This window comes from Alkalibacter mobilis (assembly GCF_015594845.1).
GTDB lineage: Bacteria > Bacillota > Clostridia > Eubacteriales > Alkalibacteraceae > Alkalibacter > Alkalibacter mobilis.
Genome location: NZ_JADNRK010000013.1, coordinates 1 through 13,919 on the forward strand (window position 1 = coordinate 1; position 13,919 = coordinate 13,919).

General features: G+C 37.4%; 13 protein-coding genes. 5 read left to right on the forward strand and 8 right to left on the reverse strand.

Translation table 11 applies throughout. The features are described from left to right. Positions 1 to 188: 188 nt before the first annotated feature. From IWB18_RS07785 to IWB18_RS07810, 6 genes are all read right to left on the reverse strand, one after another. Complete coding sequence (locus tag IWB18_RS07785) at positions 189 to 899, reverse strand: IclR family transcriptional regulator (protein ID WP_195683060.1); 711 nt, start codon at positions 897 to 899, stop codon at positions 189 to 191. 65 nt (positions 900 to 964) lie between these two features. After that, positions 965 to 1,972, reverse strand: coding sequence for a LacI family DNA-binding transcriptional regulator (locus IWB18_RS07790; RefSeq protein WP_195683061.1), 1,008 nt, complete (start codon positions 1,970 to 1,972; stop codon positions 965 to 967). 31 nt (positions 1,973 to 2,003) lie between these two features. Then, the gene (locus IWB18_RS07795; protein ID WP_195683062.1) at positions 2,004 to 3,281 is read right to left on the reverse strand and encodes a hypothetical protein; all 1,278 of its coding nucleotides are present in this window, start codon (positions 3,279 to 3,281) and stop codon (positions 2,004 to 2,006) included. A gap of 130 nt (positions 3,282 to 3,411) precedes the next feature. Next, positions 3,412 to 4,221, reverse strand: a complete 810-nt coding sequence (proC, locus tag IWB18_RS07800) for a pyrroline-5-carboxylate reductase (protein WP_195683063.1) — start codon at positions 4,219 to 4,221, stop codon at positions 3,412 to 3,414. 181 nt (positions 4,222 to 4,402) lie between these two features. Beyond that, positions 4,403 to 5,458: an FAD:protein FMN transferase gene (locus tag IWB18_RS07805; RefSeq protein ID WP_195683064.1), complete on the reverse strand. Its 1,056-nt coding sequence runs from the start codon at positions 5,456 to 5,458 to the stop codon at positions 4,403 to 4,405. Between the two features lie 116 nt (positions 5,459 to 5,574). Beyond that, a complete protein-coding gene (locus tag IWB18_RS07810; RefSeq protein WP_195683065.1) occupies positions 5,575 to 6,480 on the reverse strand; it encodes a hypothetical protein in 906 nt (301 codons plus the stop codon). Between the two features lie 402 nt (positions 6,481 to 6,882). Here IWB18_RS07810 and IWB18_RS07815 point away from each other — a divergent pair, with 402 nt between their 5' ends. The 5 genes from IWB18_RS07815 to IWB18_RS07835 all read left to right on the forward strand — a co-directional run bounded on the left by IWB18_RS07815 (position 6,883) and on the right by IWB18_RS07835 (position 11,283). Then, a complete protein-coding gene (locus IWB18_RS07815) occupies positions 6,883 to 8,841 on the forward strand; it encodes an NAD(P)/FAD-dependent oxidoreductase (protein WP_195683066.1) in 1,959 nt (652 codons plus the stop codon). A gap of 83 nt (positions 8,842 to 8,924) precedes the next feature. Continuing rightward, a complete protein-coding gene (locus IWB18_RS07820; RefSeq protein ID WP_195683067.1) occupies positions 8,925 to 9,272 on the forward strand; it encodes a NusG domain II-containing protein in 348 nt (115 codons plus the stop codon). Between the two features lie 14 nt (positions 9,273 to 9,286). Beyond that, positions 9,287 to 9,802, forward strand: a complete 516-nt coding sequence (locus IWB18_RS07825; protein ID WP_195683068.1) for a Gx transporter family protein — start codon at positions 9,287 to 9,289, stop codon at positions 9,800 to 9,802. A gap of 12 nt (positions 9,803 to 9,814) precedes the next feature. Beyond that, the gene (locus IWB18_RS07830; RefSeq protein WP_195683069.1) at positions 9,815 to 10,780 is read left to right on the forward strand and encodes a polyprenyl synthetase family protein; all 966 of its coding nucleotides are present in this window, start codon (positions 9,815 to 9,817) and stop codon (positions 10,778 to 10,780) included. A 23-nt stretch (positions 10,781 to 10,803) separates the two neighbouring features. Further along, positions 10,804 to 11,283 carry an S-ribosylhomocysteine lyase gene (locus tag IWB18_RS07835; protein ID WP_195683070.1) on the forward strand — a complete coding sequence of 160 codons (480 nt, stop codon included), beginning with the start codon at positions 10,804 to 10,806 and terminating at the stop codon, positions 11,281 to 11,283. 74 nt (positions 11,284 to 11,357) lie between these two features. On the opposite strand, the gene IWB18_RS07840 is transcribed toward IWB18_RS07835, so the two are convergent. After that, the gene (locus IWB18_RS07840) at positions 11,358 to 12,566 is read right to left on the reverse strand and encodes an aspartate kinase (RefSeq protein WP_195683071.1); all 1,209 of its coding nucleotides are present in this window, start codon (positions 12,564 to 12,566) and stop codon (positions 11,358 to 11,360) included. A gap of 29 nt (positions 12,567 to 12,595) precedes the next feature. Further along, on the reverse strand, positions 12,596 to 13,831 hold the full coding sequence (locus IWB18_RS07845; protein WP_195683072.1) for a homoserine dehydrogenase: 1,236 nt from the start codon (positions 13,829 to 13,831) through the stop codon (positions 12,596 to 12,598). Between the last annotated feature and the right edge of the window lie 88 nt (positions 13,832 to 13,919).

The window sequence follows — 13,919 nt, forward strand, 5'->3', positions numbered from 1 at the left end:
TTTCAAAGATCTCTTTTCTTGCTCTGTCGCTGCCGAGTGTTTCTCGCTGTCTCTCTTGGCGACTCTTACTATTATACGCATCACCACCCACCCTGTCAACAGGTTTTATCAACTTTTTTAATCTTTTTTACGAACCTAAAGAATTCGTTGAAAAACCTGCCTCTTGAGAGAGGTGTAGAGATATTTTATCATCTTTTGCCGCTAAAATCACTACTTATTTCTTTTATTTTTAGAATTATATCGTTTATTTTTCCCTCATCAACTCTACTCTGTGGAATAGCTACGGAGAGGCTGGCAATTACATTTCTCTGTTCGGAAAAAATGGGAGCAGATATGATGGTACTATCAATGTCTTTTACATACTCGACCATATAACCATCGATTTTTGCCTTATCCAATGCAATATTGCATGCTTCTTGGTCTTCACAATAACAGATTATTCTTCTTTTGATCTCTTCCGGCAGGTTTGCAAGTATGATTTTCCCGCAGGCTCCCGCCCCCAGCACCTTCGTATCTCCAATTTGTTTGACAATTCTCAAATCGTGATGGCTGTTTATCCTTTCAATCACTACACAGGTATCACCTTCTTTAATAGTAAGAAATGTGGTCTCGCCTGTATAGTCGAACAGTTGCTGAACGGCAGGGTAAACGATCATTCCTGGAAGATTCATCTCGCGTACGATTTCAGCATAATAAATAAGATTGATACCAAGTGAGTATAATTTGCTGGTTGAGTCTTGATTTACAAAACCCGTTTTCCTTAAAGCCTGCAACAATCTATGTATAGTTGAAATATTCATATTGAGTTCATTGCTGATTTCTGTTGCTCTCCATAATTTTTTGTTTGGATTTGCCACCATCAATTGCAGTATCTCAGATATTTTTTCCACCACTTGCATGTCAACGCCTCTTTTCTATAATTTTCTTAAAATTGAACAGGTGTCGGATAATTCTTTTGGAATCATTACCTAATATCTTTCACAGACTCTCTAATAATAAGTTCATGAGGAACAATTACATTCTTTTCATCAATTTTAGAATTATTGATTATCTTGATCAAAATTCTCGCGCAAATTGCTCCAATGTCATACATCGGTTGAGCTACGGTAGTTATGCCTGGTTTCAACCATTCGGAAAGCTGGAAATTGTTGAATCCGACAACACTCATGTCTTCAGGCACATTCATCCCCACATCTTCAAGTTTTCTGATGGCTCCTAATGCCATCTCATCATTTAATGCTACCACAGCGGTTGGCAATTCAGTATTTGTGAGCAACTCTTCCATAAGATCGTAACCACCTTTAATGCTGTACTTGCCTTTGAGTTCATAGATAGGATTCTCTTTAAGACCAAACTTTTTCAATGCCTTTAAGAAACCTTTTTTCCTCTCCTGTGCAACAAAAGAAGTTTCGTCATCATCTGTGAAAAAAGCTATGCTCTTGTGTCCATTTTCGATCAAATGCCTAGTAATATCGTAAGATGCCTGCTCATTATTTATTGCCACACTGTAATATCGCCCCATTATATCGTTTACCGCCCCTAAAACTACAGGAACTCTAGTGGACTGTATCTTATTGACTAGTGCCTGATTCAAACCTTTTCCTATATATAATATTCCGTCACATTGTTTTTCAATAAATACGTCAAAATACTTCTCTTCTTTGCCAGGATCCGAGTCTGTATTGCACAAAATTATATTGTAATCGTATATATTGCAAACATCCTCTACGCCTCTTACGACTTGTGTGTAATAAGGCCTGGAAATATCTGGTATCATAATCCCAAAAGTATTGGTTTTTCGCATTTTCAAACTTCTGGCTATGGCATTCGGCTTATACCCAGTTTTTTCTATGGCATCAAGAACTCGTTTTTTAGTTTCATCGTTTACTAAAGGTATGTTGTTTAACACTCTTGATACAGTTGCTACTGATACATTTGCCTCTCTTGCCACATCTTTGATTTTTACACTCATAATAATCCCCCTAATTTATAATTGCTCATACTTACTTGATTTTTTCCAACAAATTGAAAAACCTGTACATGATGCCGTCCAAAAACTCAATAATCCATTCTTGTATCCCTTTTTCAGTTTTGATTTCCATTTCAGAATATACAATCTCCAGATCTTCCTGCCCCTCAAATGAAAGAACCCCGTCTTCAGCGTTGAACACATAATCACCTGAAGAAACAGCCTCTCCGCGATTGCCGACAGCAACCACGGCCAATTTAAGATCTTCACCTAAAAATGTATCGGTATAATACTTTTTTCTTCCGTTGTCTTGAACCATTACGGTTCCAACAACCGCTTCTTTTGCTTCACCCTTGTATACTGTCTTAATAGGCAAAAACCATTTGCCGGATTTATCAAATGCCACCAAGGTGTATGCTTTAGCTTCATCTCCATATTCGGTATAACTGCCAGTCCAACTTATGATTTGACTGTAGTAGCCTCTTTCATATTCATTGCGTGACCCCAAGGTAATTTCAGGAATAGAATAGATTTCGACATCAGGTGCTATACCCGAAAGATCGCTCCAGTAATTTAAAACATTAGGATTTTCGGCAGCCAATCCTATTTCCATATTCTCCTGAGGAATAATGTTATAAGCACTTGACGTATAGGATTGATCTTCTTCAAGAACATTCATATTTCGTTTATCCTCGATATCGAAAACGTCAACAGGGATTTTCCCCGTTAAGGATCCGTAAATTTGTACGTAATCCTCAGCACAAATTTCTTCGATAAGCCATTTATGGTCTACTCCGCTTCCAGATTCCATTTGTTCGTAAACTCCACCCTGTCTAACTTTGTAAAAGTCACTCTTAGTCCAGTCAATAAAGAAATTTTTGTCGTTTTTAGCCAGATAATAAATGGTAAAATGATGACCATACTCATGGGAAAGAACTCGCGCAAAGTCTTCAACTTTATTTTTTTCGTTCATATTGTAAATATCTATGTGGCTTCCTTTTTCCATTTCAATGGACGTACTTCCCAGTAGTTTCAACTTTTTTAGAGTATAAAAGTAAATGCCTTCTTCGTTGCCGTTGGGACTCTCCCCTGGATAAAGGTTGACTCTATCTAAATATTCGATTTCATCGCCGTGCTTGTTTTTAAGAAGCTCTTCGTAAACTTCTATCAACTTGTCGCCTTTCCAATTTTCCACATAACTTATGATTTCTATCCCATCTTGGGATTCATAAGTGTCGACGACAACTTCATTTGCATAAACACTGGACATGGCGCAAATCAAAAACATGAATATAACTGCAATTTTTTTCATCAAAACACCAATTCCTCGATTTCATTATATCATATAAATCGTTCAAACCTTTTATTTATATGGGTTTCAATTATAAATTTTTATGAAAATATGAATGTAACTATTTGACACATCCTACATCTGCAACAATTTATTTTTTTGTCATTAAACACGACTTTTCAGCGGCTGCATTCAAAGCTGATATCACAGAATTTCTAAAACCTTTTTCTTCCAATTTAGCCACCATCTCTATCGTTGTTCCAGCAGGTGAACATACATTGTCTTTCAATTTGCCTGGATGACACTCCGTTTCCAAAACCATCTTTGCACTTCCCAGCACTGCTTGAGAGGCTAAAATATAAGCTTTATCCCTATGCAATCCCGACATGACAGCTGCATCAGCCATAGCTTCTATAAGAATATAGATTAAAGCCGGGGATGAACCACTGACAGCAGTGACCCCGTCAAAAAGTTTTTCTTCAATGAACTGGATTTTTCCGAAACTGCTGAATATTTCTTCAGCAATGGCCAAGTCCTTATCATTCGAAAATGCATTACCACAAATCGCACTCATGCCCTCACCAACTAGAACAGGTGTATTTGGCATGATTCTTATTATTTTTCGATCAAATCCGACAATTTCTTCTATTTCCTTTATCGACACTCCGGCTGCAATACTGATTAAGATTTTGCTTTCATCAAGTCCGTCCTTGATTTGCGTCAAAACTTCGTTGATCACATTTGGTTTAACTGCAATGATCACCACATCAGAATCCATAACTAGCTTGTTATTGTCTTTTAGTGTTTTTACGTTGTATTTTTTCTTTACCATATCCAATTGATCGTCTAAAGGATTTGAAACTATTATCATTTCATTGCTGATCAGATTTGATTCAACCAGTCCGCCTATCATGGCCTGAGCCATGTTGCCACAACCGATGAATCCAATTTTCTCCTTCATGAGCACTCGCCTCCATTTTGTAATAGAAAAAAATTATGTTTTAACCCATTATACTTGTTTGCACCTTATTTTGCTACATTTTGAAAAATCTTTACAAGTTTCATCTATCTGCTGACCTATTAAAAAAGCAACCCGAAAAGTAATTTCCAGTTGCATTTTAATTCTTTTGTACTGTGTATATTTAACGGTAAAAAATTTCGTAAGTATCACTATATGTCGTTTCGTCAAATTCAAAACTATCATGTAATCCTTCCGTTACAACAATTTTGTTGTCGTCTGTTACAAATATGGCTTCTACTCCATTCATGCTATTAATAAGTTCTATGCCCTTATCCAATCCAAGCAAAAACAATGTTGTTGACAAAGCATCCCCATCTACTGAAGTTTCGGAAACTATACTGACTTGTCTAATATGATTATTTGCCGGATATCCAGTTTCAGGATCTAATATATGGTGATACTTGACCCCGTCCTTTTCAAAATATCTTTCATAATCTCCTGAAGAAACAACTGATGTGTCACTTGTCACCAAAACGCCGATATAGGTATTTCTAGCAGCATCAGGATCTTGCACGCCAATTCTAAACTGAGATCCATCTGGCTTGTCCCCAACCAAAAGTACATTTCCACCCAAATTTATTATGGCATGCTCCACATCATTTTCGATCAAGAAACTTTTCACCTGATCTGCAATATATCCTTTAGCTATTGCACCAAGGTTTGCTATCATGCCTTCTTCAGCCAAATATACAGTGCTGTTGATTTCATCGACTATCAAATTTCGAAAATCAATATTGCTAACGGCTGTTATTATTTCCTCATTTGTTGGAAGGTATCCATTGGGTGGATCTATTGCCCACAAATCTATAAGCGGACCAGCTGTTATATCAAATTTTCCGTCCGTCTTGATGGAATATTCCAAGCTTTTCTTGATTACTTCCATAGTATAGTGAGAAACTTCAACCGGAGCCTTGCCTGCATTCATCTTTAATTTGTAAAGATCACTGCCTTCTTTATGGACGCTCAGTATGCTTTCAAGATCACTTATCAATTTAAATGACTGGTCTATCAAAATTTCGTCCTCTTGGGGAACATCATACAATTTGATGCTCACCACAGTATCCAGCAAAAAATCGTTTTTGCTGATTTGCTCTTCATTCTTCGTTGTATTGGAACAGGAAATGAAGAATACTGCGAGCAAAAAAATCATTAATACTATTGAAATTCTTTTTTTCATTCGTTACCCCTCTATATTTACATTGATAAACATGATATCTCATCACCCATATTTTATCAACTCAAAATTCATAAAAAAAAGCTTCAGGATAACCTGAAGCTTTTAATCGATTATAATTATAGACCTAAAGCATCCTTATATAACGTTTCGTACTCGTTAACGTGTATAGATACTCCAGTTATTGTATCTGTGTGACCTTCGTCATCAGTATACTCAACTTCAAATCCATTGTTAGCTTCTACAAATGCATCGATGTTGGCAGCGTTGCCTTTCCAATCCATTCCGTAGTCCATGCCCAACTCAACTTTGTTTGAAGGTTTTGTCTCGTCGCCATCAACAAAGTATTTAGCATTTTCTTCATTAAACTCACCAACAAATAATGAATTGTAGCTTGAGTCAACGATAGTGCCGTTAACAACGATCAGATCCAATCTGTATTCCCAAACACCGTCAGCTTCTGCAGGCAATGTTGCTGTTGCAACGTGGTCATCAGGAGTTGCGTGAGGACCTTCAGCTACAGGATCACTCGCCAATGCTTTCTTTGCCAATTCAAAGAACTCAATTACGTGTACTGAAACAGTTGTTCCGTCGTCGGTAGCGAGAGCTTCCGTGTGACCTTCATCATCTGTGTACTTGTCATCAAACAAAGCAGGATCTTGGTTTTCAACCAGCCAAGCAATAGCAGCATCTGCTTGCTCGTACCATTCTGCTGATCCGCCCATGTTGTAGTTTCCTTCAACTGAAGCAGTATACTTGTTGCCTTGAGGTACTACATTTGTTCCACCCCAATGAGCATCAGTGATTTTTCCACCTTCAACATCAACTACTACGAAGTAAGTCCATCCACCTGCTTTTTCATCTTGAGCAAAGTAAACGCCATCATCGTAAGTTACAGCATCACCGTTTCCGTTGTCGCCGTTATCTCCGTTGTCACCATTGTCTCCATTGTCAGTTCCACCACAGCCAACTGCAAAAGCAGCAACTAGGAAAACTACCAAAAGGATTGATAATAATTTTTTCATGTTTTTCCCCCTTAAAAAAAATTTATTTCCTGGTTCGTTTTTATTTTAACACCCCGGCCAGACATCGTCAACAGTTTTCGATGTTTGATAATAATATAATTATTATGTTGACTGGTGAAATCTGCACTAACATATCCATTATAAGGGAATTCTCTTTAAAATATGAGGGTTTAGTCATAAACCACACGTTTTTAAGAACGTCTTTATCTCATATGTTAAAATTATATACGAATATTTCTCAAAATAAAACAATATTTTTTTAACGTCCATATTGAAATTTATTTAACAATACTATATTATAGTTGTGTACAGAAAATAGTCGTGCAAATGCCTGTTTGGTTCGTGTACTAAAGTTTTTCTGTGTTTTGTTTCATATTATAATATATTTCAAGGAGGAAACCCATGTCTAAGAAACAAGTTCTTATTCTTGGTGGAAGCTATGCTGGTGTAAAAGCAGCAAAAACTCTGCACAAGGCTTTCAAGAATGATGAAAACGTAGAAATTACGGTTATAGACAGGCACAACTTTCATACTCTCATGACTGAGTTGCATGAGGTTGCAGGTCACAGGACCGAGCCTGATTCTATAAAGATCGATCTCAAAAAAATATTTGCAGGTCGAAAAGTCAACGTGGTAGTTGACGACATAAAAGAATTTGATTTAAAAAATCAAAACCTTAAATCCGCAAAGAAGGTATATCATTATGATTACCTTATTATGGGAACCGGTAACGAGCCTAATTTCTTCGGAATCGAAGGTGCCGAAGAAAATTCTCATACCCTGTGGTCATACGAGGACGCTATAAAACTGCGTGAACACATTGAAAACATGTTTGCCAAAGCTTCATGCGAAACCGATCCCGCTGAAAGAAAGAAACTTCTCACTTTCGCTGTTTGTGGCGGTGGATTCACCGGCGTTGAAATGGTTGGAGAATTGGGCGAAGCCAAGTACCACCTGGCCAAGAAATATGGTGTTGATGTAAAAGAAGTCACTATTTTGAACATTGAAGCCATGGACAGGATCCTAAATATGCTGGAAAGTGATTCACAAGTTCAAAAGGTAGAAAAGCGTTATAAAAAACTTGGTATCAAATTATTAAAGAACACACCCATCATCAAGATCGATGAAGATTCCTTTACGGTTAAAGACGGAACCAAGATACCGACTTATACATTGATTTGGACTGCCGGTATAAAAAATACTGGTTTGGTATCAAGCATAGGTCTTGATATTGGAAGATGCGATAGAGTTAGCGTCAATGAATTCATGCAGCCTTCAATGGACGGCAAAACTCTCGGAAATGTATTCATCGTTGGAGACAGCGCATGCTACATCCCCGAAGATGAGCAGCCAATGCCACAAATAGTTGAAGCAGCCGAACAATCGGCGCACACTGCAGCTGAAAATGTAATAGCACAACTCAAGGGCAAGGATTTGCATCCTCACAAGCAAAACTACCACGGTTTCATGGTTTCTGTTGGTTCCAGATATGCCGTAGCCGATGTTGGTTTCAAATCTTCAGGATGGATAGCCATGTTTATCAAACACATGGTAAATATCTACTACCAGTTTATGGTCGGTGGGTTGAGACAAGTTTGGAATTATGCGGGTCATGAATTTTTTCACATCAAGAATAAACGTTCTTTCGTTGGAGGTCATTTCTCCAAATCCTCCAAGAATTTTTGGAAATTGCCACTCAGGTTATGGTTGGGCTACATGTGGTTGGTTGAAGGCGTAGTCAAAATTTCTGAAGGTTGGCTAACTTCACCAAAAGTTATTGCGACTATGAACGCTATTGCAGGTTATAGCACAGGCGGAGACGGCGGATCAGCTGCTTCCGGCGCAGCTGCAGAAACTACCACGGCTGCTTCCGGTGCTGCTGCAGAAGCAACAACAGCTGCTTCCGGTGCAGGTGGTGGCGGTGGTGAAGCTGTCGCAGATGCATTCGACATACCGGGCATTATCCAATGGGCAGTTGATCACAAACCTTCAGGTTACGGCGCTTCGTTAATGGATGCACCTCAATTCATGTTGGACATCATGAACAACTGGATGACTCCTGTCGAAGTTCCTGTGCAGATTATTATGGTCTTTGCCGAAATTTTGATTGGACTTTGCCTGATTGCCGGACTATTCACGTTTATATCTTCTGCTGCAAGTATTGCAATAGGTATTGGTATAATCTTTACCGGTATGGCAGACTCCACTATGATTTGGTACATTACAGCAGCTTTTGCTTTGCTCCAAGGCTCAGGCAGCGCTTTTGGTCTCGATTATTACGTGATGCCGTTGCTAAAAAGTCTCTGGTCAAAGATCAGGATCGTCAAAAAATCCTATCTGTATTTCGATTATTCAGAATAAAAACCAAAAAAATATCCTTCTTCTTTACGGGGAAGGATATTTTTAATAAAATGTAAATATGGCGCTTAATGTTGAGGTGAAAAATGAAAAAGAAAGATCTGATCCTTATTGGATCCATATTGATTATTGCCATGGTTGGATTGCTGATATCTTATATATACGGACAAACCGACAAGGAACTTAAGGTAGTAATAACTGTAAACGGAGAAATTTATCGGGAAATCCCTTTTGATGAAACCACAAATGAAAAAATTACTGTTGAATATGAGGGTAACTTAAATATAGTAGAAATCAAAGAGGGACACGTTGTCATAAGTGAAGCAAATTGTCCTGATCAAATCTGTGTGCATACTTCCCCTGCCGATGAAAAGGGCGAAATGATCGTATGCCTGCCCAATAAAGTAATAGTAGAAGTCACATCAAATGAATAAATGCGGAGTATATAATGAAGATTGAAACAAAAAAACTTGTCTACATATCCATGCTTGTAACGCAAGCAATGATCTTAAGTTACATTGAAACCATGCTACCTGCCATACCGATACAGGGAGCTAAACTGGGTCTGGCAAATATTGCAACTGTCCTTGCCCTGTCTACATTAAATTTCAGAAGTTGTTTGTTTATCGTAGTAGCAAGAACTTTGCTGACTGGACTTTTATTTGGAAACATGGCATCGATAATATATTCTATTACTGGCGGATTACTAAGTTTATTAGCCATGTATATAATTATGAAATTGTTTGGAAATACTTTGAGTCTTGTTAGTGTAAGCATTGTAGGCTCAATTTTTCATAATCTGGGCCAACTGGGAATAGCTGTGTTGATATTGGAAAACACAAGATTGTTGATTTTACTCCCTTACCTTTTCTTAATAGCAATACCCACTGGTCTGTTTGTAGGTATAGTGTCAAAATATCTGCTTAGTTACTTGTCAAAAAATCATTTTAACTACAAAAATTAATGGGTGATAATAATGAATGAATATTGGATGGAATATCCCGAAATAGGAACATCTCTGGAAGAAGTGAACCAGTTGATCATAGATTCAACAAAGGATGCTGATAATTTCATATCGGATGCCGTTTCCAGCGCTGTGTCTTCGGGCGGCAAAATGTTGAGACCTGCTTTTGTAATAATGTCGGCCAAATTCGGAGACTACGATAAAGAAAATATTGTTAAATTGGCAGCTGTTGTAGAGATGCTGCATATCGCAACCCTGGTACACGATGACATAATCGATGAAGCGAAACTTCGCAGGGGTGTCGAAAGTGTACAGAGTAAATACGGAAAAGACAGCGCTGTCTTCATTGGAGACTATCTTTTTGCCAAATGTTTTACATTGATTTCTTCAAATTTTAAAAGTTCAGAAATGGAAAAACTATCAAATGCAATCTTGAAGATATGTAGAGGCGAACTTAAACAGTACAGCCTAAGATATATGTACGATACTCACATTTTCAATTATCTGAAAATAATAACCGGTAAAACAGCTGCATTGTTTGCAATGAGCTTCAATATTGGTGCATCACAAGCTAATCTTGATCCTGGCAACATAAAAAATTTGACTAAGATCGGCTACCTATGCGGCATGGCGTTCCAGATAATTGACGATTGTTTGGATTACTCAGACCACAAAACAATTAAAAAAAGTACAATGAACGATTTGAAACAGGGATACCTTACTTTGCCCGTTATATACGCACTAAGAAATGATAAAACGAACAAACTGAGATCATTCTTGGAGACAACAGATTTTAACAGCGATGATACAAAAATAATTCACACAATGGTAATGGAAAACCACGGACTTGAAGATGCCAGGTTACTTGCAAAAAAATATACCGCCAAGGCTTTCTCGCGAATTGAAAAATTGCCATCAAACGAAAACAGCAGAATATTGGAGGAAGTCATTAAGCGGATGCTAAACAGAAAATATTGATTATTAGAAGGGTGGCCAGTATAGTGAATAAAATTGAAAGTTTTACAGTAGATCATGAAAAACTTGATCCCGGAGTGTACGTTTCCAGGAGAGATAATTTCTCTGGTGTCACAATTACAACATTTGATATAAGGATGAAAAAACCCAATGTGGATCGTGTGATGAGCACGGGCAGTATTCATGCTCTTGAACATTTAGGAGCAACTTTCCTCAGAAATCATGCAAATTATAAGGATAAGGTAGTTTATTTCGGACCGATGGGATGCAGAACTGGTTTTTATCTGATTTTAGAAGGAGATTATGAATCGAGAAATATCGTTCCACTTCTTAAAGAACTCTTCTCCTTCACTGAATCATACGAAGGAGATATACCCGGAGCAAGTCCTGTTGAATGTGGAAACTTTAAAGACATGGACTTGGAATCTGCCAAATTAGAATCAAATTTATACAATCAAATCCTAGCAAACATAACTGATTCCAATTTAATATATCCAGAAAATTAGCTTTTTTAAAAAAACAACTTCACTCAAATCCGGCAAGGACATTTGAGTGAAGTTGTTTTTTTATGCTGCTTCAATTACATATTGAACTTATCATGAATATGTTTCATTGCTTCTTTTCCCAAGGCTTTATCGATTATACATGATATCTTTATTTCTGAAGTGGAAATCATCTGAATATTTACTCCGATTTCATATAAGGCTTCAAAGAATTTTGAAGCAACTTCAGCATTTGCTACAACGCCAGTTCCAACTACAGACAATTTTGCAACTCCTTTGTCGTACTCCACCTTTTCAGCCCCAACTTCAAATGCGAATTTCTGTGCTATTTCCACGGCATTTTGCAATTCATCCAAGGCAACCGTAAAAGTTATATCGTTAACGTTATTCCTGTTTACATTCTGAACTATCATGTCCACATGAATGTCCGCTCCCGCCAGCAATGAAAATAAATTAAATGCTATTCCAGGTTTGTCAGGCACCTCCATAACAGATATTTTCGCAATATTTTCATCAAGGGATATTCCCCTTATCAGTACTTTTTCCATTAGATCTACCTCCCCTATAATTGTTCCTTCATTATTGTTAAAACTTGATTTAACCTCCAATGGCACATTGTATTTACCTGCCATCTCCACCGACCGCGGATGAAGAACTTTGGCTCCCAAGCTTGCCAATTCCAGAACCTCATCATACGATATGGCATGGATTTTTTTTGCTGTAGGTACTATTCTCGGATCAGCCGTGTAAACACCGTCCACATCAGTAAAAATTTGGCATCTTTCAGCATGTAGAGCTGCTGCCAAGGCCACTGCAGTAGTGTCCGAACCTCCTCTTCCAAGTGTGGTGATATCCATGTCTTTATTGACTCCCTGAAATCCGGCAACTATAACTATCTTTCCGGAATTCAGTTCTTTTTCCAAACGTTCTGTATTGATTTCATCAATTTTTGCTTTACTGTGCCTGGATGATGTAATAATTCCACATTGTGCCCCTGTGAGTGAAATTACTTCCTCGTCCATACTCTGTATCGCCATAGCAAGTAAGGCAATTGAAACCTGCTCGCCTGTTGAAAGAAGCATATCCATTTCTCTTTTATGAGGATTTTCGCTTATTGCATACGCCATTTCAACAAGATCATCAGTAGTGTCTCCCATTGCAGAAACTACCACAACTACTTTCTTCCCAGATTTTTTGGTCTCTATGACACGTCTTGCCACGTTCTTTATCCTGTCAATGTCTCCGACACTTGTACCACCATATTTCTGTACTATCAAATTTTTCATGTATTCTGTCCTTTCGGGGTCATTCTATTTTACTTTCCTACTATCCTAGCGTAAAAAATCGAGTTGCCGTATTTTTCGAGTTTCTCTGCCAGTAAATTCACAGTTGATGCACTCAGCTCTTCAGTTATGACAAAAAGCTTGTCCTTTTCCACCATCATTTTCTTTATTTTTGAGACTTCATCTATCATATCTATAATTGATTTGAAATCATCGTGATTTCCCACATCGACTCTGATGTAATACTTCCCTTCAAACTCTTCAAGACCGCGATTTGATAATTTTCGCGATATGTCCAATTCATCTTTTTTATCCCCATTATTAATTATATAAAGCAAGTCTCCAACTACAGCATTGGCAGTAGCATTTTTCCCAGCACCTTTTCCATAAAACTGCAATTCTCCGATAATATTCCCTTTTATGGAGACTATATTGAATTCTTCATTTACGTTGCTCATGATGTCTTTTGAAGATAAAAGGACTGGTTCAACTGAAGCACAGTAGTAATCATCAACCAATTTTGAATGAGCTAGATATTTAAGCACAAACCCCAGATTTTCAAACATTTCCATATCAGCTTTTGACACGTTTCTTATCCCACGCTTGTAAATATCCTCATCCTTGATATGACTTCCAAAAGCAATTGAGGACAATATTGCCAATTTTCGAGAAACGTCGTAACCATCTACGTCGGCACTGGGGTCTGCTTCAGCGAACCCTAAATCTTGAGCTTGTTTTAACACATCGTCAAAGTTTTTACCTTCAGAAGCCATTTTGCTGAGGATATAATTTGATGTGCCATTCAAAATGCCTTTAATTTCATCGATCCTATTGATTTTTAAAGTTTCCTTTAGTGAAGTGATAATAGGAATTCCGCCACCTACACTTGCTTCGAATAAAAACATTATGTTATTTTTATTGGCCAGATCCAAAAGTGTGTCAAAATGTTCTGAAACTACCGCCTTGTTTGCAGTAATAACGTGTTTCTTTTTTTCCATGGCTTTTTTCATAAATGTAAATTCAGGCTCCATGCCACCCATGGCAAATATAAGCGTTTCTATTTCATCGTCATTAATTATGTCTTCAAAGGAATCAGTCATAAGATTTTTATCAAATTTTGGATTTCTCTTTTTATTAATATCTCTTACAAGGATTTTCTTTATGCTTACTTTATCTTGAGCATTGGCAAAATAATTGCCCTTTTCTTCATTTATTATTTCATAAACGCCTGTTCCGACTGTTCCCATACCAAGAAGCGCTACTTTCATGTCATCACCCCAATTATTTCTGTGTTTATAATAAAAACACTTGTTTTTTACACGAAAACATTCTATCATATAAATTATACAAATACAA

What these genes read in the sequence shown, in the direction of transcription:
- IWB18_RS07785 (WP_195683060.1), bottom strand. Translation starts at nt 899, where the DNA reads ATGCAAGTGGTGGAAAAAATATCTGAGATACTGCAATTGATGGTGGCA.
- IWB18_RS07790 (WP_195683061.1), bottom strand. Translation starts at nt 1,972, where the DNA reads ATGAGTGTAAAAATCAAAGATGTGGCAAGAGAGGCAAATGTATCAGTA.
- IWB18_RS07795 (WP_195683062.1), bottom strand. Translation starts at nt 3,281, where the DNA reads ATGAAAAAAATTGCAGTTATATTCATGTTTTTGATTTGCGCCATGTCC.
- proC (WP_195683063.1), bottom strand. Translation starts at nt 4,221, where the DNA reads ATGAAGGAGAAAATTGGATTCATCGGTTGTGGCAACATGGCTCAGGCC.
- IWB18_RS07805 (WP_195683064.1), bottom strand. Translation starts at nt 5,458, where the DNA reads ATGAAAAAAAGAATTTCAATAGTATTAATGATTTTTTTGCTCGCAGTA.
- IWB18_RS07810 (WP_195683065.1), bottom strand. Translation starts at nt 6,480, where the DNA reads ATGAAAAAATTATTATCAATCCTTTTGGTAGTTTTCCTAGTTGCTGCT.
- IWB18_RS07815 (WP_195683066.1), top strand. Translation starts at nt 6,883, where the DNA reads ATGTCTAAGAAACAAGTTCTTATTCTTGGTGGAAGCTATGCTGGTGTA.
- IWB18_RS07820 (WP_195683067.1), top strand. Translation starts at nt 8,925, where the DNA reads ATGAAAAAGAAAGATCTGATCCTTATTGGATCCATATTGATTATTGCC.
- IWB18_RS07825 (WP_195683068.1), top strand. Translation starts at nt 9,287, where the DNA reads ATGAAGATTGAAACAAAAAAACTTGTCTACATATCCATGCTTGTAACG.
- IWB18_RS07830 (WP_195683069.1), top strand. Translation starts at nt 9,815, where the DNA reads ATGAATGAATATTGGATGGAATATCCCGAAATAGGAACATCTCTGGAA.
- IWB18_RS07840 (WP_195683071.1), bottom strand. Translation starts at nt 12,566, where the DNA reads ATGAAAAATTTGATAGTACAGAAATATGGTGGTACAAGTGTCGGAGAC.
- IWB18_RS07845 (WP_195683072.1), bottom strand. Translation starts at nt 13,831, where the DNA reads ATGAAAGTAGCGCTTCTTGGTATGGGAACAGTCGGAACAGGCGTTTAT.